This window comes from Sphingobacterium deserti (assembly GCF_000757725.1).
Classification (GTDB): Bacteria; Bacteroidota; Bacteroidia; order Sphingobacteriales; family Sphingobacteriaceae; genus Sphingobacterium; species Sphingobacterium deserti.
The window spans coordinates 1-21,026 of the sequence record NZ_JJMU01000008.1 but is presented as its reverse complement, the minus strand read 5'-3'; the positions used below and the strand labels follow the sequence as shown (position 1 = coordinate 21,026).

The window sequence follows — 21,026 nt, the reverse complement described above, 5'->3', positions numbered from 1 at the left end:
TTTTGCAATATTAGGTAAAATTTGTTTGTTTCATATACTTTACTTCCCAAGTTTGACGAATGCACGACCGATCTACTGTCGTTGCTATCAAGGTTAACCACAGCAGTAGAGCAGACCATTTTTGGGTTTTTATGTTTGACTTTTGACTATTTCTTCCGTACATTTGCCCTGTATAAAAAGATTTTAGACTGATATGGAAAATACAGCGCCTCAAAGACCAGCAAAGAAAACAGATAATAACGCAAACCGCACGGAATATTATGTTACGTTGACTGTCGCGATCGTGATTGGTTTAGTTGGAGTATTCATCAGATTTGTTCCTGATGTTCTTCCTGCTTTAGATCAATTTACGTTTATGTTTTCATTGATCGCTAACTTAGCCATGGTGGTAGCAACCATCATCGCGTTCAAAGTTGTGTTTGGAATATTAGGATTTGGAAAAAACAGATACTAGTCTCTGTTTTAAAAAAAATAGACAAAGCTAATCGTTGATCAATGATTAGCTTTTTTTTGTCACTTACTTTTCAGCGGCATTCCGCAATTATAGTATAAAAATGTAAAGCGACGCCATCGCAATAAAAGAGGAAAGCCCAAATCGTTCAATTTGGGCTTTCCGTATAGTAGTAAGTGTCTTTTTAACCGTTAAAAAGCGACCAGGTGCTCCATGGAATTCTTGAAAGGATCAGAATTAAACCAATGATGTAGAAAATCAAAACTGTTTGGTTTGCTTTCTTCGCATCGGCAATCTTCTTAGATTTAATATAACCTACGCTAATTAATACAATAGCGATAATCATAATCAATGGATGTTCCAAAAAATACAAACGCGACAAACTGTTTTTCATGTTTTCGCCAGAAAAGGACTGTATGCCTAATGGCGATACGAAATAGATAATTAATCCGACAAGTAATTGCAGGTGGGCAGATATAAAACCAATTAGCGCAACTTTGCGGTTATAGGCTTTGTTTCCTAAATAATTTGAAAGGGTAATTACAATAGCAATCACTAAAGCCAGCAATAATACGATGGCTAGGGTCGAATGTAGATGTTTCATTCCGTTTAAATAAATTAAAATAATTGTACAATATCTCTTCTCTAAAATACAGCTTTCGCACATGGATACGCTTGCTGCTGGACAAAATTGAAGTTGCCCTGACAAAGGTACTATTTTGCCAGTCGCTTGTCGCTTATTTCTTTAAATTCTGATTGCTTTTTAAATGTTGGGAACGTTTTCTCCATACTCATCGTATACCCAATGTCGAAAAACAAGCGTATGTCTTCCAGTATGCCCCCGAAGTCCCAATGCTCATCCACCTCATCGCCAACCGTATGGTAACGCCCTTCTAACGCTTTTTTACGGTTTGCATTGGCGGTAGAGTCTGTCGAAATCAGTTCGCTACCGCTACCCATGAAAAGGCCGGGCACGCCGACTTTCACAAAGTTAAAATGATCTGACCGATAAAAGCCGCCGGAAGAAGGATTGGCCTCTCCATGCATTGTACGGCCAAATTTAGCAGCCGAGCGTTGCACATAATCCTCAATTTCTGTTTGACCGAGTCCCACGATAGACACGTCCTTTGTTGCTCCCAATGCGCTAAAGGCATCCATATTTAAATTTGCGACAGTTTTGCGCAGCGGAAAGACAGGATGTTGCGCATAATAATCAGACCCCAACAGACCTTCTTCCTCTGCAGTAACCGCTAAAAAAACAATTGTTCGTTCGGGCTTTGCCGATGCGGCTTTAAAAGCCTTAGCCATTTCAAACAACGCGGACACGCCCGCAGCATTGTCTATTGCGCCGTTATAAATAGAGTCGCCGTTCACCGCTTCGCCAATACCTAAATGATCCCAGTGTGCACTGTATATGATTACCTCATCCGCACGCTTTGTACCCGGCAATTTTGCAAGCACATTGTTGGAGCTGGATTTCCGAATGTTATTTTTTAATTGTACCGAAGTGCTAATGCCCAGCGTTACCGCTTTGAATCCTTTTTTCTTGGCGCGTTCCTGTATGTCTGCAGGCTGGCCTGCCAGGGTAAATAGCCTCTTCGCGGTAGCACTATTTATCCATCCCTCAAATGCCGTCGCCTTCGCTTCGCTCGTGTTTTCAGCTAAACTTAATTGCGGTCCAGACCAGCCGCTTCGCACGACGTTCCAGCCATAGCTGGCAGCATCAGTATCGTGAATAAGAAGAACGCCGGTAGCACCCTGCCGTGCCGCTTCCTCATACTTGTAGGTCCAGCGGCCGTAGTACGTCATCGTATCTGCCTTGAATAGCTGATCATCATACCGCCCCGGATCGCTAACTAACGCCACAACCGTCTTTCCTTTGACGTCGATCCCTTCATAATCATTCCATCCATATTCTGGAGCCACAATACCAAAACCCACAAAAACCAGCTCAGATTCCAAAACGTTGATCTCTGGCTGCTGTCGTCTACTTCCAATGACGTAATCCGAAAGATATTCCGCGGTGACATTGCCTGCCTTTCCTCGAAAGGTTAACGACTTTTGTACCGGCATGGAAGCAGTTTCCACCATAGGCACTTCCTGAAAATACGATCCATTATTGCCCGGTTCTAACCCCAAAGCCTTGAATTGCTCTTCAATATAATTAACCGTCAGCGTATCACCCTTGGTAAATGGCTTCCGCCCTTGAAAGGTATCGGAAGAAAGTGTCTTCACATAGTTACTGTAAGATTCTTCTGTGATTGCTGATAGTGCTACACTATCGAGCTTAGTGGCGTCGTAACTTTTCTCTTGTTGCTGGCAGGCAAAAAGGAAGGGAAGCGCACTGCAGATGAGAAGTGTTTTTTTGTTCATGTTTATTGGTCAAAGGGGTTAAAAGCTGCTATATATAAAGTTCTTCGTTACGTCAATCAATACGCTGTTTAAAAAGCCGTCCGTCTTCTGCTTGAACAGTATCTCCCGGCAAAAGAAATACCTCTGCAATCGGATGGAAGAGATACACTTTATCCGTTGCTAGCTCAATGCATTTATATCGTTTTCGCAATCGTTCTTTTTTTTGAAATATCCGGCCACCCTTTATACTAAAAATACTGCCCTCCAGAATGGCTTCGATGGTTGTCAAGTCGGTATCACTGGTTTCGTCATAGCGCCGGAGTATGCGATACAAGTTGAGGTCTGTGCAACTTGAGGCCGCAGGATTTTCCATGTACCGCACAATCGCTTCCTGAATATCTGCCGGAAATATAGCCAGCCTTAAGAAGGGCTGCATTAATTCCTTATAGTTGAATTTCCATTCAGCGCCATGCGGTTTTACCTTGTTTTTGTACTGTTGCCAAGTTTTTAAGTGCGCAAATTCATGAATTGTCGTGATCAGAAACGCGTACGTATTCAAGTCGTGGTTAATCGAAATTTTGTGTGTGTCGCCTCGGAACGGCGCGGTATAATCACCTAACTTTGTCCGTCGGCTTCGTGATATGCGAAACCGGCATGCGGTATCATTGATCCAAGCAGAAATGATAGGTGCCGCAGCTTCCGGCATATACTTACTAAGTTGTTTCGAAAAATCCGCCATCGCTTGCAAACTTATTATTTTTATTTGATAAACTGTAAAATCCCCGCTTCCCATCCCCATTGAATTAAGTATATTTGATAGCTTAATCCAGTGTGGTGAGGAGGAAAGCTGATGCTCATTTCTGCACTTTGTTGGCGCTCTGATAGCAAGACGATTGATCGCTTATACTTCGGTACATGTCGAATGATTAGGACGGCTGGAAGATATTGACGCTAGTAACAAGCGTGTAGGGAGCATTCAAGATCTACGCTGATAAAAGAGCTGGGGAGAAACTAATAGAATATGTTAAAAAGGCTATTTATTAAGAATTATGCACTTATTGAGAATCTCGATATCCAATTTGATGCAGGTTTAAATATTATTACAGGAGAGACGGGGGCCGGTAAATCCATTATTATGGGCGCGCTGGGGCTGATTCTAGGTAATCGTGCAGAAGGGAAGCACTTTTTTAACGACGACCAAAAATGTGTTATCGAAGGATATTTTGAATTATCAGCATACGATCTTCAAGCATTTTTCGACGATAATGACCTGGATTATGAGGCTGAAACCATTATCCGTCGGGAAATAGCTATCGATGGGAAATCGCGCGCCTTTGTCAATGACTCTCCGGTAACCTTGAATGTTCTTAAATCTTTGGGCGAGCTCCTTATTGATATACATTCCCAACATGCCACCTTGCAACTTAATACGGAACGTTTCCAGCTGATGGTGCTGGATAGCATGGCTAAAAATCAAGAGGTGCTGGCTCATTATCGCACCGCGCTAAGAGACTACAAGGAAAACACCCGTTTGCTAGAGCAACTTCAGGCAGATATTCACAGTACAAATGCGGAGCTTGATTTCAATCAATTTCAATTTGACGAACTACAGGAGGCGCAATTACAGGAGGGCGAGCAAGAACAGTTGGAAGAGGAAATCAACCAGCTTGAAAACGCGGAAGAGATAAAGCGTGGATTGCTGGGCGCTTCTCATCTGCTCGGAGAAAGTGAAACATCCGTTAATCAAGCTTTGAAGGAAGTGTTGCAACATTTGCAAGCTGTCCAACGGTATTTACCGGCAGTCAGCACGCTAACGGAACGCCTACAAAGTGCCCAGATTGAAGTAAAGGATATCGCGGATGAAGTTGATGCGCTAGGGCAGGATGTGCACATGGACGAGAGTAGGCTGGTTACAGTTAATGACCGGCTCAGTGTGCTGTACAACCTCCAGAAGAAACACCGCGTAGAGAGCGTATCCGCTTTATTGCATTTGCAGAATGAGTTAGAGCAGAAGATATTGGACGTAGCCAATAGGGAAGAGCGATTATCCGCTTTACAAGCTGAGGTAGAGAAAAGCCTCTTGATCCTCGAGCGTGAAGGAAGGACCCTTCATGAATCGCGGGATGCAGTGCGCGAACAAGTGGAAGAGTATGTGCAAGCCGTATTAAGCGAAGTGGGTATGGGCAATGCGCAGTTAAAGATAGCGCTGGCAATGCTACCTGTCGACCAGTTTAAGTCCAGTGGTGGTGATGAAGTGCAGTTCCTTTTTTCTGCGAATAAGGGGCAGGCGCTACAGCCGATCCACCGTGTTGCTTCTGGTGGCGAGCTCTCGCGGGTTATGCTTGCAATCAAATCCCTAGTGGCTAACAGCTCTGCCTTACCGACGATCATTTTCGACGAGATCGATACGGGAATCTCGGGCGAAGTAGCTTTGAAAGTAGGTCAAATAATGGAACGTTTAGCTGCGAACATGCAGGTGCTGGCCATATCACACTTGCCGCAAATTGCGTCAAAAGGCAGGACGCACTTCAAAGTATATAAAATCGACGAAGGCGAAAAAACACGAACGAATATCATTCCCCTAACTGCCGAGCAACGTGTCTTGGAGATAGCACAAATGCTGAGTGGCGCAAACCCCGGTGAGTCTGCACTACAACATGCTAGGGAGTTGATAGGGTAAGGAAGCTATTCAGAGTTTAAAATATAAAAAAGCGTCATTGCGAGAAAGTATGACGAAGCAATCTGCTTTTTTGAAATTGTAGATTGCTCCGTTATCATACCTTTTTTTATAACAGCCTTTGTGTCTCAGTTGCTGAACGTTCTGTTTTAATGTCAATATACTATTATCTAATAAGCCCTTGTCGGAATTACTTTCAAACTGAAATATTCGTTTTTATATTCATGCAAAGCCAGTCTACCTCTACTTTCCGTTCCTGATATTACCGGATGTCCAAAATCTACGAATACCGAACCGAGGTCATCATCTCCCGCAGTTCTCCTAATAGTTATTTCCTTCGTGAAGGTTTCTTTGCTTGAACTTCCAAAGTTGAAACCAAGTTTTAAGCCGCTGTCTACTCCTGCATTTACTGAAAAGTTTGCCGCAAACTCATTAGTGACGCTTTCTTTTGTTTCAATAACTTCTTGCGAATCCACTTCATATAATGAAATTTTCCATAGTGGAGCGTTACTCTGTATATCCCAATTTATGATCGGAAGATTAACTATTATTTCGTTACTACCCGTGACGCTGCTCCCGCCCCTAGGGCTAGGTTCGAGTACATAAACAATTGTTAGCTTTTCACGTCCGCTTTCTACTCTTCTATTTGTAGTGCTATATGGAATGTGGAATAGCTTAGTAGGTGATATAGGGTAATAAATGTGGTGTGCATTCCCAACACCCTTTTTGTTATTTATCAAGATGTCAAACCTAAATTCAAATTGTCCATCTGTCCATGCATTTTTTTGAATAATCTCGTTTAATTGAGCTCCGGCAGCTCCAAAAGGTATATCAATAATTTGGGAGGAATTAGGAGTTAAAACGGGATCTCCAGTTTGATCACTTATCTTTGAAAGGGCGGCTCTTGATATTGTAAAAGAAACAATGGTTTCAACCATATTTAAGTTTAAACGTCCCGTTGGGTTTTCTTCGGTTAAATTATAGTAGATATGATCCCGTTGCCATTTCTCATTACTCACGCCAAAAAGGTTAAAGGCGCGCACTATGGATGGATCGATATTTATGCCGCTACTCGTACGGTAACTCGGTTCACTTGCGGTCGTTCCTCTACGGACTTGCTGTTTAACTTGTCCGTCGAATGCGGATGATACAAATTCGAAGGAAGGGCTTCCATTAGCTGCGTTTGTGCTACTTCTTAAATTCTGCCCGTCTTTAACTTTAATGCGCTCATTAGGCTTAACTACCAAAACGGGGAAACCGGGAACTTCATTACTGCTTAACGTCAGCAATTCTTCCCCATTATCGTAGACTGGAATGTTACCGTCACTTTTCATAATGTTTGTCGCAACCATAGGAACCTCATTTGCGCTATCCCAGGTATCAGGGCTGAATTTGCTCATGGTAATGGTGGGAACGAAAATAGTTAACAGCGGAAGGCCTTTTTCAATAATATCCAATTGATTAGGATAGCTTTCATAAGCCCGTAATACATCTTTAAAGGTCTCATTGTTTTGTACTTGTCTATCTTTTATAAAATTGTAGAATACATCATGGTCGTTATCTACTTTTCTTAATGCTTCTTCTTTAATGAACTTGCGAAGTTCAGGGTTGTCAACAACTGCTTTCGAAAGCACGATGGCAAATTCGTTGTACAATTTAACCCGTTCCAAATCACTAATTTGCATGGATAAGTCACTTTCATTCTCCGTACCGATTCGATCTTTTTGGCAACTTGCTAGCGCCAGCGTAATACATGCGATGAGCATGCGTAAGATGTTTTTTTTCATAATTTAATGTTTTGATATATTGATAAAACACAAAGATTGCATGATTGTTTTCTTTGATGTAAATTATATTTAGATTAATGTTGTTTTTCTGTTAGTTTATTTGTTAAAAAATTATTTATTATCATATTTTACTGTTGATATGTTCAGTATTTTAAGCTTTTTGCGGATATTTTATATACGACTAAGTAAAGAATATTGAAATTATAGCTTAGCAAAAGAATTGAGCATGCTATACGGGAAAGGTACTAAGAGTGTACAGGAAAGGTACTAAGAAGGTAGAGCGTTTGGTAGCTCTGGCGTAGGTTTATAGCACAGTGACTGTATGTTTCCATGCAATTACCTACGCTATTTACTTAGCGCGCGAGCGATAAGTTGGAAGATTACTGAAGCTGTACGGTTTATTCAAAAATGGAGGTGCTTAAATCGAAATCATTTAACAACAGTTAACGAAGTTTAAAGAATGTTTTATGCCGTCGCAGAGGCTTAGTTCTTACATTATTGAGTAATATGGTTGTTCGATTAAAATTGTCGATCCCCAAAGATTCAGTGTGATCTCTGTTTTTTTAAGTGGATTGTTCTGGTATTTGTAGATATCATCCAAAATAACGTATCAAAAATTTGAAACTGGCGTTTTTTTAAAGTAGTTAAATGTTTGACTTGTGATAGCTACATATCCGATGGAAAAGTGAATTGCACGTTATATTAACTAAAGCAAACTTGGCTGTTGCATGCATTCGTACTAGGAAATTTAGCAAATAAGGCTTCGTATGAAGTGAAAATTATTAAACGCTTGGGCGTAGCTATGCTGTGAACAAGCCGCGCAACTAAAATGAAAAAAAATGATTAGCATAAGCGAATTATGTCCGTGAAATCACCAAAGTAACTTTTGTAAGAGCTATCTTAAATATCAAGCAGACTAATTATAGAAGTCTTTGCTAGAGCTTCAAAGGTAGTGAGTGGATTGGATGAGCCTTCAGTTAATGCATCGGATCATGCTACATGTTATAGAAGGTATTATCAGAAGGGGTAAATCCCGAGCACCTGTGCAGTACCATACTCGGGATTTATTCTTCATTTTAGTGCTTAAGGACGATATCTTTGATGGAATGCATCGAGCCTGTGGCTACTCGTTAATCTACGAAGTCAGCCGATGTTATCGTAACTTTGACGAATATTCTTGGAGGTACTTCCACGAAAAAATCACCTAAAATAGGATCCTCAGCCTTGATATCTACATATCCTACGCCATATTGAAAGCTGTAAGATTTACCAGATTGTGTACCAATAGATTTATATGTTACTTCATTATCGTCGCTATAGGCAACCGTGACCACGTCTTGTCTTAAGCGCTCGAGCGTAAGTTCAGGGACTAATAATCTTAAGACTGCTTGATTGTCAGTCCCTTCCCACTGGTCAGCAGTTCGTTCATACACCAGTGTAAAACTAGGTAAAACAGTGTCGTAATACTCCTTTGTACAGCTTGTACCTACTGCTAAGGTTGCCGTTCCTAATAGAAAGGCCAATAGAATTTTCTTCATGGTATAGTGTATAAGTTTTTTAAAATAATGTTCTCTATATTTTATAAAGACGTTAAAATGTGTTAATGGTTTAAAATTATATCAAAAAATAAGCCATAAAAAAGCCCCATTGTAAAAATGAGGCCTTTCAATCTATTTCGAAAAAGATTTACTCCTTTTCTGTATCATTCTTATCGTCTGGTTGCGTCACATCAGAAGCGATGGAATTATCCGAAGCGTCTGGATTAATCGCATTGACAACGATTTCTTGACTCTCCTCACTATAGTCGATATTTAACTGGGAGCCGTTTTTCACTTCCCCTTTCAATATCTCTTCAGCAATAGGATCTTCCAAATATTTCTGTATTGCACGTTTTAACGGACGAGCACCAAAGTTGCTATCGTAGCCCTTTTCTGCAATAAAGTTTTTCGCTTTATCTGTTAAGGTAATATGGTAACCCAATCCCTCGATACGATTGAACAACGACTTAAGCTCGATATCAATAATTTTGAAGATATTCTCTTTGCTTAAAGAGTTGAATACAATAACATCGTCAATACGGTTCAGGAACTCAGGTGCGAAAGCTCTCTTCAAGGCTGTCTCGATAACGCCACGCGAATGCGAATCTGCCTGATTAGTCTTAGCTGCGGTCGTGAAACCTACACCTTGACCAAATTCCTTCAATTGACGAGCACCGATGTTAGACGTCATGATGATGATCGTATTTCGGAAATCGACCTTACGGCCTAAGCTGTCTGTTAGCTGACCTTCATCCAATACTTGTAGCAACAAGTTGAATACATCTGGATGGGCTTTTTCAATCTCATCCAATAACACGACAGCATACGGTTTACGACGTACCTTTTCAGTCAACTGTCCACCTTCTTCATAACCGACGTAGCCTGGAGGCGCTCCCACTAAACGGGAAACAGCAAATTTCTCCATATACTCACTCATGTCAATCTGAATCAGCGCGTCTTCAGAATCAAACATAAACCGGGCAAGCTCTTTCGCCAACTCCGTTTTACCTACGCCCGTCGGTCCTAAGAATACAAAGGAACCAATTGGTTTTTTAGGATCTTTTAAACCCGCACGTGTGCGTTGGATAGCTTTCACCAATTTCTGAACAGCGTCATCCTGACCAATGATTCTTCCCTTCACGGCTTCGCCCATATTCAACAGCTTTTGGCTGTCAGATTGGCTAACGCGTTGCACAGGAATACCTGTCATCATGGCTACTACTTCAGCAACATTGTCTTCGGAAACGGTATATCTTTTTGATTTCGTTTCTGCTTCCCAAGCTGCTTTCTCTTTCTCTAATTGATCTAAAAGCTTCTTCTCCGTATCGCGTAACTTAGCGGCCTCTTCATATTTCTGGCTACGGACAACCTTGTTTTTCTCTACTTTTACTTCCTCAATTTTCTCTTCAATATCGATGATTGACTGTGGAACATGGATATTGTTAAGGTGCACACGAGAACCCGCTTCGTCCAAAGCATCTATTGCCTTGTCTGGTAGAAAACGATCAGTCACATAACGTGTTGTTAACGAAACACAAGCCTCAATAGCATCAGGAGTATACGTCACATTATGGTGCTCTTCATATTTGTCCTTGATTCTGTTCAAGATCTCGATAGTTTCATCGTGCGAAGCAGGCTCAACGACCACTTTTTGAAAACGACGGTCTAAGGCGCCATCTTTTTCGATATACTGGCGGTATTCGTCTAGTGTTGTAGCACCTATACACTGTATCTCGCCGCGGGCTAAAGCTGGCTTGAACATATTGGAGGCATCCAGCGAGCCAGATGCTCCGCCGGCGCCAACGATGGTATGAATTTCATCGATAAATAGGATGACATCCGGCGATTTTTCCAATTCATTCATAACGGCCTTCATCCGCTCTTCAAACTGTCCTCTGTATTTCGTTCCAGCTACCAGCGAGGCTAGGTCAAGCGTCACGACGCGTTTGTTGAAAAGCACGCGCGACACTTTGCGTTGCACAATGCGTAAAGCAAGACCTTCGGCAATGGCCGACTTACCCACACCGGGCTCACCAATTAAAATTGGGTTGTTCTTCTTGCGACGTGATAAAATTTGCGATACGCGCTCGATTTCTTTTTGACGCCCCACAATTGGATCTAGTTTGCCTTCTTCAGCAGCTTTGGTCAAATCGCGGCCAAAGTTATCTAAAACAGGTGTCTTGGATTTAATGTCTGATACTTTCTTTGGCGCCGTAAATTGTTGGTCGTCCTCAGCGAAGTCGTCATCGCCTGTAGGCGAGCTCGATGCTTCATCCGTAATCGTCGTTTTGTTTTGCTCTACTTCGCTCTTGAATAAATCGTAAGTAATGCTGTATTGCTGCAGTACCTGCGAGGCAATGTTTTCCTCATCTCGCAAAATAGCTAGTAACAAGTGCTCCGTTCCGATAATGTCGCTTTTAAAGATCTTAGCTTCCAAATAGGTTATTTTAAGAACCTTCTCCGCCTGCTTTGTGAGCGGCATATTTCCGATTGGTGCTCTAGACATCGACGAACCTTTCACAGCATCCTCGATAGACTGCCTTATAACTGCCGTATCAACTCCAATATTTTTTAAAATTTTTATAGCAACTCCATCGCCCTCCCGAATCAACCCGAGCAAAAGATGCTCTGTGCCGATGTAGTCGTGGCGAAGCCTTAGCGCTTCTTCTCGGCTGTAGGAGATGACATCCTTTACGCGTGGTGAAAATTTTGCTTCCATGTATTAAACCTTTCCTTTGTTAAATGATAGGATGATATAAATGTAAAAAATAAATTATAAAACCTATGCCGTTGTCTATAGATTTTATCAACAATTACGCCACAGGCGGCGAACTATCAAAATGGCAGTCTTTCCGAAATAAAAATGACTATATTTGTACAAATAAGTTGCATTTTACAATTACCTATGTCTGACGAAAAGATCATTTTTTCAATGGCTGGCGTAAACAAGATTTACCCACCTCAAAAACAAGTTCTCAAAAATATATACCTGTCCTTTTTCTATGGAGCTAAAATAGGGGTCATTGGTTTAAATGGCTCTGGAAAGTCTTCCGTGCTTAAAATCATCGCTGGCCTCGATAAATCTTATCAAGGGGAAGTGGTCTTCTCTCCAGGCTATTCAGTAGGCTATTTGGCTCAGGAGCCACAGCTTGATCTGGAAAAAACAGTGCGTGAAGTTGTAGAAGAGGGCGTTGCGGAAACAACGGCTATTTTGAAGGAGTATGAGGAGATCAATGAGAAATTTGGTCTTCCAGAAGTCTACGAAAACGCGGATGAAATGGATAAATTGCTTGCCAGACAAGGCGAGTTACAGGATAAAATAGATGCCACAAATGCCTGGGAGCTTGATAGCAAACTAGAGCGTGCAATGGATGCGCTACGTTGTCCTGAGCCGGATGCGGTGATTGCCAATTTGTCAGGAGGGGAGCGCAGAAGGGTGGCACTTTGTCGCTTACTCCTTCAGGAACCGGATGTTTTATTGCTCGATGAACCCACCAACCACTTGGATGCGGAATCTATTGACTGGTTAGAGCAGCATCTACAACAATATAAAGGTACCGTTATCGCGGTTACCCACGATCGTTACTTCCTGGATAACGTTGCCGGTTGGATTCTAGAACTGGATCGAGGTGAAGGTATCCCTTGGAAGGGGAATTATTCTTCTTGGTTAGACCAGAAAGCGAAGCGTTTGGCGCAAGAAGAGAAGCAGGAAACGAAGCGACAGAAGACTTTGGAACGGGAATTAGAATGGGTGCGTATGGCTCCCAAAGCTAGACATGCCAAGTCTAAAGCCCGCCTCCACAACTACGAAAAACTAGCTTCTGAGGAAACGAAAGAACGCGAAGATAAGTTAGAACTTTTCATTCCGCCCGGGCCACGTCTTGGAAATGTGGTTATTGAGGCAAACAACATTTCGAAAGCATACGGCGATAGAATCCTTTTCGAAAATCTGAGTTTCTCCTTACCACCAGCCGGTATAGTGGGTATTATTGGCCCCAATGGAGCTGGAAAAACAACCTTATTCCGGTTGATTACTGGACAAGAAGAGCCAGACGCTGGAACGTTCCGCGTGGGCGAAACCGTTGCCCTAGGGTATGTGGATCAAAATCATGATGATCTGGATCCTGAAAAGTCAGTTTGGGAAAACATTACAGATGGTAACGACAATATTCTATTGGGGAATCGGCCAATAAATTCCAGAGCCTATGTTTCGAAATTTAACTTCAATGGTGCAGACCAGCAGAAAAAAGTAGGCGTACTATCGGGAGGCGAGCGAAACCGCGTGCATTTAGCAATTACCCTTAAGAAGTCATCAAATGTACTGTTGCTGGATGAGCCTACGAATGATATCGATGTGAATACGCTACGCGCATTGGAAGAGGGAATGGATAACTTTGGCGGTTGTGCCGTAGTCATCTCCCACGACCGTTGGTTTCTTGATAGGATCTGTACACACATTCTGGCTTTTGAAGGCGATTCACAGGTTTACTTCTTCGAAGGGAATTACACCGAGTACGAAGAAAACAGAAAGAAACGTTTAGGCGATGTCGCTCCAAAACGAATAAAATATAAAAAGCTTGTAAAATAAGCATGGTTGACTCCGCAAAGCTTTTAGCCGCTATTATTGATAATGCGATCGATGGGATTATCACCATCGATAGTCGGGGCATAGTGGAGTCTATTAATCCGGCAGCTTCTGCGCTCTTCGGGTATGAGCCCGAAGAGGTGATTGGTAATAATATTGCTATGCTTATGCCTGAACCCGACCGAAGCAAGCATGATGACTACATTTCCAGTTATCAGCATACCGGGGTCAAGAAGATTATTGGTATCGGTCGGGAAGTACTAGGTCGAAAGAAGAATGGAGTGACCTTCCCATTTCGATTGGCCGTGAGCGAAGTCTATTATCAAAATAAGAATATCTTCACGGGCTTTATCCATGATCTTACCAAAGAGCGTGCAGCAGAGGATGAACTCCGAGAGCACGCTATCAAGCTCGAGGCGACGGTAAGCGAGCGTACGAAAGATTTGATAAAGTTGGTCTCTGAACTCGAAAAAGCGAAATCAGACGTGAGCCTGTCTTTGGAAAAGGAAAAGGAACTCAACCAAATGAAATCACGATTTGTTTCGATGGCGTCGCACGAGTTTCGTACACCATTAAGCTCGGTGCAATTATCCGCTTCGTTGATCGAAAAATATGTGGAACGGCCAGATTATCAAAATGTCATTAAGCATACACACCGGATTCGCGGTGCGGTTCAGCTATTAAACAATATTCTAAATGATTTTCTTTCCTTAGAGAAATTGGAGGCTGGCAAAGTTGTTGCCAACAAATCCGATATAAATTTGGTGCAATTGGCTGAAGAGATTACGGAAGAAATGCAGATGATTTGCAAGAAAAATCAACACATTGTATATCAACATACCGGTGATGTAGGTGTCTTTTACCTGGATAGCCATTTGGTGAAAAGTAGCATCATAAATTTGATTTCCAACGCAATAAAATATTCGGGAGAGGATACATTTATCGAGTTTTCTACAGAAATCAAAGATGACATCTGCGTAATGTGTATTCGTGATAACGGCATTGGTATTCCTATTGAAGATCAAAAAAGCCTATTTGAACCTTTTTTTCGCGCACAGAATATCGGAAACATTCCAGGGACTGGCCTGGGGCTTAATATTGTAAAGCGCTATGTAGAACTCATGGACGGTATCATGGAGTACAGCTCTGCAGTGAACGAAGGCGCTACATTTAAAATGACTTTCCAGCAATAGTAAGAGAATAATGGCAAAAAAAATACTGATCATTGAAGATAATTTCGAAATCCGAGAGGGGACAGCGGAAGTACTTTCCCTGACGGGCGATTACGAAATATTAACTGCAGCAGATGGAAAAGTAGGTGTTGATCTGGCCATAAAGAACAAGCCCGATCTTATCCTTTGTGATATTATGATGCCCGAGTTAGATGGCTATGGCGTGCTATACATGCTGAGCAAAAACGAAGTGACGGCTGGCATCCCCTTTATCTTTATGACCGCCAAATCTGAACGTGCTGATTTGCGCAAAGCAATGGAAATGGGTGCAGATGACTACCTCACAAAGCCGTTTGATGATATTGAGCTGCTGAATGCCATTGAGAGCAGATTGAAGAAGAGGGAGAAATTGACCGGTAATGCTGCACAAAAAGCTCACCTTCATCTGAGTGACGATGAACAAAACTATTTATTGCGGGATCTAGTGAAGGATGCTCGAGTGAAAGTTTTCAAAAAAAAGCAGTCTATCTATGAAGCTGGCGATTCTCCTGTATTTGTTTACTATCTGTTGAAAGGAAAGGTGCGAAGTTTTCTTTTTTATCAAGATGGAAGAGAGCTTTCCACAGACATTCATATCCCCGACACATTTTTCGGGTATGAAACGGTATTGCTCAACGAAAAATATAGCGACAATGCCTCCACTTTGGAAGATTCGGAAATTGCGCTTATTCCTAGGGAACGCTTTTTCGAGTTGCTATACAACAAACCTTCGATTGCTAGCAAATTTATCAAATTGCTATCGGGCAATATCCGGGAGAAAGAAGAACAAATGTTGGGCTTCGCCTACGATACAGTGCGTAAACGTGTAGCAAATGCGCTCGTTAATGTGGCTGAAAAGACCAAATCCGCTAACAGCGAAGACGAAGTGCTCATCCGTATCTCGCGTGATGATCTGGCTGCGCTAGCTGGAACTGCCAATGAGACGATCAGTCGTATGCTAGCCGATTTCAAAGACGAACGTCTGATAACGAAAGAGGGGAACGCGATTCGCGTCTTTTCTATCGCTAAGTTGAAGCGCGTAAAATTTTAATTCCAGCGGCTATATCCCTGACGGTTTTTCAAAATAGATAAAATAGCCCGTTGCGGTCTTAAGGAATATTTATTCCGAAGGGCCGTTTTTTTGTGTGACCAGTATCATTTTCTTTCTTGATGCAACACATGCAGGCCTACTCCGGCCTGTGGTAATTTTGTACATACAATTTACAGAAGAACCTCATGAAAGCTGTCGCTTATAATATAAAAGATTTTGAGAAAGAGCTGCTTGCACTTGCCAATGGGAAAGTTCATGATTTGACATTGATTTCCAATCCCCTCAATGGTAATACTTTGCACTACGCATCTGGAAAAGAGGTGGTTATTGTGTCTCATGACGATACGTTAAGCGCAGATATCCTAGAGCAATTAAAGGCTGCAGGCATTCAAAAAATTGTCACCCGTTCATTAACTACCGACCATATCGATCTGTATCGCGCGGCAGACTTAAATATACAAGTGGCAAATACCCCTTATGCTGATCGGACACCGAAAGGCGTTGCCGAACAAACAATTCGGAACCTCAATTTATGGGATAGTGGCCGATGCGTAGGCACGGCTTGTTGCTGCGTGAAAGATTGTAAGGTTACACCCCTAAATACCGAAGGTAATGAGAAATATACCGGTTAGTCTAACCGAAAAATATAATGTAGCGGCTCCGCGCTACACCAGCTATCCTACTGTCCCATTTTGGGATCAGGATAATTTCCGGACCGAGGCTTGGGTAGATCGTTTGAAAGCGACCTATGATAGTTCGAAGCATACAGGAATTAGTCTATATGTGCATCTGCCATTTTGCGAAAGCCTCTGCACTTATTGTGGTTGTAATACGCGAATTACGAAAAACCATTCGGTAGAGCTGCCCTACATCGCCCATTTACTGAAAGAATGGAAAATGTATAAAGAAATATTGGGGCAAGATATTCGAATCACTGAAATGCACTTTGGCGGAGGAACGCCTACCTTTTTTCAAGCAGATCATCTAAAGTTATTGGTTTCGGGTTTGTTGGATGGCACCTGTAGCACCGAAGACGCTGTGTTTTCTTTTGAAGCACATCCGGCGAATACATCAAACGAACATCTCCAGACCTTATATGATCTTGGCTTTACGCGGTTAAGCTTGGGGATACAGGATTTCGATCCGGAAGTGCAATATGTCATCAACAGGCACCAAACAATACAAGATGTAGAGGCTGTCGTCAACGTGGCCCGGAAAATTGGCTATAGTTCGATCAACTTCGACCTGATTTATGGATTGCCGCGCCAAACCAAAGCAAAAATACAACATACTATCCAGCAATCGCTGGAACTTAAACCAGATCGCATTTCCTTTTATAGCTATGCGCATGTCCCGTGGTTAAAACCGGGGCAACGTCGATTTACGGAATTCGACCTACCTGTGGGCCAGGATAAGTTAGCACTATACGAACTTGGAAAGGCGATGATCGAACAAGCGGGTTATCGTGACGTGGGAATGGATCATTTTGCGCAAGCAACAGATGAATTGTTCAGGGCAGCAGCTGCCGGACGCTTACACCGGAATTTTATGGGCTATGCCGACCGCTACACACCGCTGCTTCTTGGGATCGGCGTATCGTCTATCAGCGACGCCTGGAATAGTTTCGCCCAAAATGTGAAGACCGTAGAGGAGTACTATCGATTGTTGGACGAGGGGCAGCTACCAATTTTCAAAGGACATCTTTTGAATCAGGAGGATTGCCGTATTCGGCAGTATATATTGGACATGATGTGCCGTTCATCTGTTGAGCTAACGGCGGATAGCGAATTGTCTGACATTATCCTCTCACGTTTACAAGCATTAGCAGAAGATGGATTGCTTGATATTACAGGGGCTTCGGTGCGCGCAACAACTTTAGGCAAATCTTTCTTAAGAAATATTTGTATGGCCTTTGATCAACGGCTTCAACGCGCGCAAAATGAAGAAAAGATCTTCAGTCAGGCAATATAATAGAATCACGTGAAGAATAGTACAGGAATCATAGGGATGGCAACGTATAAACTTGTGGAAAACAAATCAGCATGCTACCATTGTGGCGATGCTATCGGAATAGAGGCAACTTCCTATCAGGTGGATGAGTATCTTTTCTGTTGCTTGGGCTGCCAAACTGTCTATCAAGTGCTCACAGCTAGCGATATGCACAGCTACTACCGCTACAATAGTCATCCCGGCAAATCGCAAAAAGATCCGCAACGGGATCTGTCGTATTTGGATGAGGCAGATATTGTGCGGAAACTGGTAGATTATCAAGATGAGGATCGGACGATTATTACCCTGTACATTCCGGCAATTCATTGCAGCTCTTGTATTTGGCTACTGGAGCATCTTTACAAACTAAACGCAGCCGTCTTAGCTTCTCAAGTTGATTTTATGAAGAAGCAAGCCAGCATAACCTTTACATCGGATAACTTGTCCTTACGCGGTTTGGTGGGACTGTTGACCCAAATTGGCTACCAACCGAAGATCACGCTGCAAGATGTCGTCAAACAGGGGAAAAGCGTAAATAACAACCAGCTACTGGCCAAGATAGCCGTTGCAGGCTTTTGCTTTGGAAACTCCATGATGTTGAGCTTTCCGGAATATTTCGGAATGGATGCCTTTGAGAAAAATTATGCCAACGTCTTTGGTTACATGAATTTGGGATTTGCTATACCTACGCTGCTCTACAGCGCTTCCGATTATTTTCGTTCGGCTTGGCAAAGTATCCGGCAGCGACAGCTTAACCTGGATGTCCCCTTGGCTTTAGGGATATTTGTTATTTTTTTACGCACAGCAGTGGAAGTGCTGAGTAAAACGGGGCCGGGTTTTGCGGATACCTTGTGTAGTCTGGTGTTCTTCATTCTTATTGGGAAGTGGGTGCAACAGCGTACCTATCACCATATCTCTTTTGAACGCGACTACCGTTCATACTTTCCTGTTGCTGTAACTGTGGTGGGTGAGCAGATGGACCGTCCGGTACAGCTGGCCAATCTGCAGGTCGGGGATCGGATCCGCGTACGAAACAATGAGATTATTCCAGCTGATGCTATCCTGTTGCAGGGGCGCGCGGCGGTGGATTTTAGTTTTGTAACTGGCGAATCGAAAGTCATTCCGAAATCCTTGGGCGAGATCGTGTATGCCGGAGGCCGCCAGACAGGGGAGGCCATTGAATTAGAAGTTGTCAAAGCCGTATCACAAAGTTACTTGACGAAGCTCTGGAATAACGAAAGCTTTAAGCATTATGAAAAGAAATTTGATACTTTTATCGGCTTTATAAGTAAGTATTTCACGATTGGGTTGGTGCTGGTAGCCTTCTTAGCGGCGACGGTTTGGTTGATTGGTGGCGATCCATCGCGGGCATGGGGCGCATTTACGGCGGTATTGATTATTGCTTGTCCGTGTGCTTTAGCATTGAGCTCGCCTTTCACATTGTCTGCGGCGTTGTCCATCTTCGATCGCAATAAAATGTATGTTAAAAATACAGCAGCGGTAGAGCAAATGGCCGCAATAGATTGCATCGTATTTGATAAAACCGGAACCATATCCTCGCCAAAATCGTCAACAATGTTTTTTGAAGGTAATCTTAGCGCATTCGATAGGAAGCTGCTTTATTCCGCCTGCCGTCACTCGAGTCATCCACTCAGCCGAGAGATTGTTCAGTGGTTGTCCGAAGATCAACCATTGGAGTTAACAAGTTTCGATGAGCAGATCGGCAAAGGAATTCGTGCCGAGATCGATGGACATGTGATCAGGGTAGGGTCGGCTAATTTCGTTGTTTCGGAATCTAAGCGTGTGGAAGGAACGGCTATTTATGTAGCGGTAGACGATCGGATTTGTGGTTTTTTTAAGATAGAACAGTCTTGGCGCGAAGGGCTTTCAAACGTTGTCCGTACCTTAGAAGGCAACTATACGCTGCACCTGCTCTCAGGCGATAATGAACGACACGCGGATGCGCTTCGGACTGTCTTTCCAAAATCGTCGCAGCTGGTATTCAATCAGCAGCCTGCAGATAAGCTACGCTATGTAGAGAATTGGCAAGAGCAAGGATTGCAAGTCTGTATGCTGGGCGATGGTTTGAATGACGCGGGCGCGTTAAAAAAAGCTGATCTTGGTATTGCCGTGTCTGATGATATTAATAATTTTTCACCGGGATGTGATGCCATTTTGGACGGTGTATCCTTTGATAAATTGCCCCGCTTTTTCGCATTTGCTAAAGATGCAGTAAAAGTTATACATATGAGTTTTGCCATTTCATTGGCGTATAACATGGTGGGTTTGAGTTTTGCGGTACAAGGAACGATGTCGCCGCTGTTTGCGGCTATTTTAATGCCGATCAGCACGGTGACGATCATTTCTTTCACAAGTTTAGCGACACGATGGTTTGCGAAGCGTAATGGATTGACGTAAGCGCGACTTTTCTTTCAGACTATGAAGATGTTATAGCGATGAATATTATATTTTTTTTGATCGGTTGCAGTATATTTATTGCGTTAGTTTTCTTAGGCGCCTTCTTTTGGGCGACTAGATCTGGTCAACATGATGATACGTATACGCCATCGGTACGTATTTTGTTTGATAACGAAGTTTCATCGGAAAATGAGCGTACGGTAGAAGAAGAAGTAGTGGAGTAAAGGTTAGGATACGTCAGAAAAAATAAAATGCCTTATTTATCATAAAGCACCTCTTTTTTCTTCGTCTGTTGAGGGCTAGCCTCTTTTGTTTGTTTTAGACCTGATGTCTATCTTTTCGGAGCTCTGCTCAACGAATCCCCAGTTTGTCATGTAATACATGTACGGGTTTTTCTCTAATTTGGTAGTTTTTAACTTTTCTTTTTTAATCATTAATAACCTTTCTTTATTTGTTTACGAAGGTAATGTAACAAAAAGTATTCCAAAATGCAAATTTAATAGGGACCTTTTGTGATCTATGACCAAACATTCTTCACAAATCAGTTTTTAAGCTAGTGTCGCTAAATCATCTATACTGCATAGTAACGTTGTAGTAGCTTCGGGGTTTAAGGGAGGTTTGTAGGGGGGGAACAGTGCATAAGTAGGAGTAAAACTTTGCAATCTTCTGTTTACTCTTGGCAAAGGTTCCATAAATCCCCTCGCCAGGGGGGAGTTTTTTGGTCGCGGATTCTATTGTGCCTGCAATCACCCCGGAAGAATCAGCGTTCCCGCCAAAGGTCTTTGCCCGCCTGCTTTCCGGCCAAATATTCGGCGCATGCGCCTCCGGTAGGGGCCAGCGTATAAAAATATCCCGCAGATCCACAGGTGCTTGCGTGGTTCGGAGAAGAAATAAGCGGGCTGTACTTGCAAGGTATATGCCAAAGTTCTATCTTTGCACCACTCCGCAAGGGAGGGACGATTGAAAA

General features: G+C 42.7%; 16 protein-coding genes. 9 read left to right on the top strand and 7 right to left on the bottom strand.

The window, feature by feature from the left end; all coding sequences use genetic code 11:
• Positions 1 to 193 precede the first annotated feature (193 nt).
• Entirely contained in the window at positions 194 to 454 is a 261-nt protein-coding gene (locus tag DI53_RS02340) for a hypothetical protein (protein ID WP_037494923.1), read from the top strand.
• 181 nt (positions 455 to 635) lie between these two features.
• Here the strand turns inward: DI53_RS02340 and DI53_RS02335 are convergent, their stop codons facing one another.
• The 3 genes from DI53_RS02335 to DI53_RS02325 form a co-directional block, all read right to left on the bottom strand.
• Positions 636 to 1,055: a hypothetical protein gene (locus DI53_RS02335; protein WP_037494920.1), complete on the bottom strand. Its 420-nt coding sequence runs from the start codon at positions 1,053 to 1,055 to the stop codon at positions 636 to 638.
• Between the two features lie 110 nt (positions 1,056 to 1,165).
• On the bottom strand, positions 1,166 to 2,824 hold the full coding sequence (locus DI53_RS02330) for a M28 family metallopeptidase (protein ID WP_037494917.1): 1,659 nt from the start codon (positions 2,822 to 2,824) through the stop codon (positions 1,166 to 1,168).
• A gap of 52 nt (positions 2,825 to 2,876) precedes the next feature.
• On the bottom strand, positions 2,877 to 3,602 hold the full coding sequence (locus tag DI53_RS02325; RefSeq protein ID WP_338056414.1) for a SprT-like domain-containing protein: 726 nt from the start codon (positions 3,600 to 3,602) through the stop codon (positions 2,877 to 2,879).
• A gap of 222 nt (positions 3,603 to 3,824) precedes the next feature.
• Between DI53_RS02325 and recN the strand changes: the two genes are divergently transcribed.
• Positions 3,825 to 5,483 (top strand): DNA repair protein RecN, encoded by a 1,659-nt coding sequence (gene recN, locus DI53_RS02320; RefSeq protein ID WP_037494914.1) that lies wholly within the window; start codon positions 3,825 to 3,827, stop codon positions 5,481 to 5,483.
• A gap of 167 nt (positions 5,484 to 5,650) precedes the next feature.
• Here the strand turns inward: recN and DI53_RS02315 are convergent, their stop codons facing one another.
• The 3 genes from DI53_RS02315 to DI53_RS02305 all read right to left on the bottom strand — a co-directional run bounded on the left by DI53_RS02315 (position 5,651) and on the right by DI53_RS02305 (position 11,524).
• A complete protein-coding gene (locus tag DI53_RS02315) occupies positions 5,651 to 7,267 on the bottom strand; it encodes a hypothetical protein (protein WP_037494911.1) in 1,617 nt (538 codons plus the stop codon).
• A gap of 1,130 nt (positions 7,268 to 8,397) precedes the next feature.
• Complete coding sequence (locus DI53_RS02310; RefSeq protein WP_037494908.1) at positions 8,398 to 8,805, bottom strand: hypothetical protein; 408 nt, start codon at positions 8,803 to 8,805, stop codon at positions 8,398 to 8,400.
• A 148-nt stretch (positions 8,806 to 8,953) separates the two neighbouring features.
• On the bottom strand, positions 8,954 to 11,524 hold the full coding sequence (locus tag DI53_RS02305; RefSeq protein ID WP_037494906.1) for an ATP-dependent Clp protease ATP-binding subunit: 2,571 nt from the start codon (positions 11,522 to 11,524) through the stop codon (positions 8,954 to 8,956).
• A 186-nt stretch (positions 11,525 to 11,710) separates the two neighbouring features.
• Here DI53_RS02305 and ettA point away from each other — a divergent pair, with 186 nt between their 5' ends.
• From ettA to ccoS, 7 genes are all read left to right on the top strand, one after another.
• Complete coding sequence (gene ettA, locus DI53_RS02300) at positions 11,711 to 13,393, top strand: energy-dependent translational throttle protein EttA (protein WP_037494904.1); 1,683 nt, start codon at positions 11,711 to 11,713, stop codon at positions 13,391 to 13,393.
• Positions 13,394 to 13,395: 2 nt separating this feature from the next.
• Positions 13,396 to 14,583: a PAS domain-containing sensor histidine kinase gene (locus DI53_RS02295; RefSeq protein ID WP_037494903.1), complete on the top strand. Its 1,188-nt coding sequence runs from the start codon at positions 13,396 to 13,398 to the stop codon at positions 14,581 to 14,583.
• A gap of 10 nt (positions 14,584 to 14,593) precedes the next feature.
• Positions 14,594 to 15,652 carry a response regulator gene (locus DI53_RS02290; RefSeq protein WP_037494901.1) on the top strand — a complete coding sequence of 353 codons (1,059 nt, stop codon included), beginning with the start codon at positions 14,594 to 14,596 and terminating at the stop codon, positions 15,650 to 15,652.
• Between the two features lie 185 nt (positions 15,653 to 15,837).
• On the top strand, positions 15,838 to 16,284 hold the full coding sequence (locus DI53_RS02285) for a Rossmann-fold NAD(P)-binding domain-containing protein (RefSeq protein ID WP_037494898.1): 447 nt from the start codon (positions 15,838 to 15,840) through the stop codon (positions 16,282 to 16,284).
• Positions 16,265 to 17,623, top strand: a complete 1,359-nt coding sequence (hemN, locus tag DI53_RS02280) for an oxygen-independent coproporphyrinogen III oxidase (RefSeq protein ID WP_037494895.1) — start codon at positions 16,265 to 16,267, stop codon at positions 17,621 to 17,623. The genes DI53_RS02285 and hemN overlap by 20 nt, the downstream gene beginning before the upstream one ends.
• A 9-nt stretch (positions 17,624 to 17,632) precedes the next feature.
• On the top strand, positions 17,633 to 20,059 hold the full coding sequence (locus DI53_RS02275) for a heavy metal translocating P-type ATPase (RefSeq protein ID WP_338056412.1): 2,427 nt from the start codon (positions 17,633 to 17,635) through the stop codon (positions 20,057 to 20,059).
• Between the two features lie 38 nt (positions 20,060 to 20,097).
• Positions 20,098 to 20,283 (top strand): cbb3-type cytochrome oxidase assembly protein CcoS, encoded by a 186-nt coding sequence (gene ccoS / locus DI53_RS02270; RefSeq protein ID WP_037494891.1) that lies wholly within the window; start codon positions 20,098 to 20,100, stop codon positions 20,281 to 20,283.
• Positions 20,284 to 20,819: 536 nt separating this feature from the next.
• Here the strand turns inward: ccoS and DI53_RS20495 are convergent.
• On the bottom strand, positions 20,820 to 21,026 hold a 207-nt coding region (locus tag DI53_RS20495; protein ID WP_037494889.1), incomplete at its 5' end, for a hypothetical protein.